The organism is Undibacterium sp. Di24W (assembly GCF_049340325.1).
Lineage (GTDB): Bacteria > Pseudomonadota > Gammaproteobacteria > Burkholderiales > Burkholderiaceae_D > Undibacterium.
Window position 1 is genome coordinate 1 of sequence record NZ_JBMPOP010000035.1, and the last position, 302, is coordinate 302.

At 54.6% G+C, this 302-nt stretch carries 1 protein-coding gene; it reads right to left on the reverse strand.

Features of this window, described 5'->3' with window-relative positions:
- Window positions 1–302, reverse strand: a 302-nt coding sequence (locus ACO0KZ_RS20515; protein WP_422998651.1) for a hypothetical protein, incomplete at both ends; no start/stop codon positions are given.

A 302-nucleotide genomic window follows, 5' to 3' on the forward strand; every position in this document is an offset into this window, starting at 1 on the left:
TTCGTCGCTGCCGACAGACTGACGGTGTAGACCAAGTTGTTGCCTTCGACCACATTGTCGTCACCAGCACCTGGCGCACCTGGTTCTATCGTGGTGATCGCAGGTTTCTCATTGTCTAAGATGCCGCCGGTACCCGTTGCGCCGCCTATCACTAAAGGCAGTGTTTCAGGGGACGCTGAATCAATCACCGTATCATCAATCGTGCTCACCGTGACCGTAAAGGCCGTCACACCACTCGGTACTATCACATTGCCACCGACCAAGGTGACGCCATTACTAAACACCGGGGTCGTGTTGTAGTC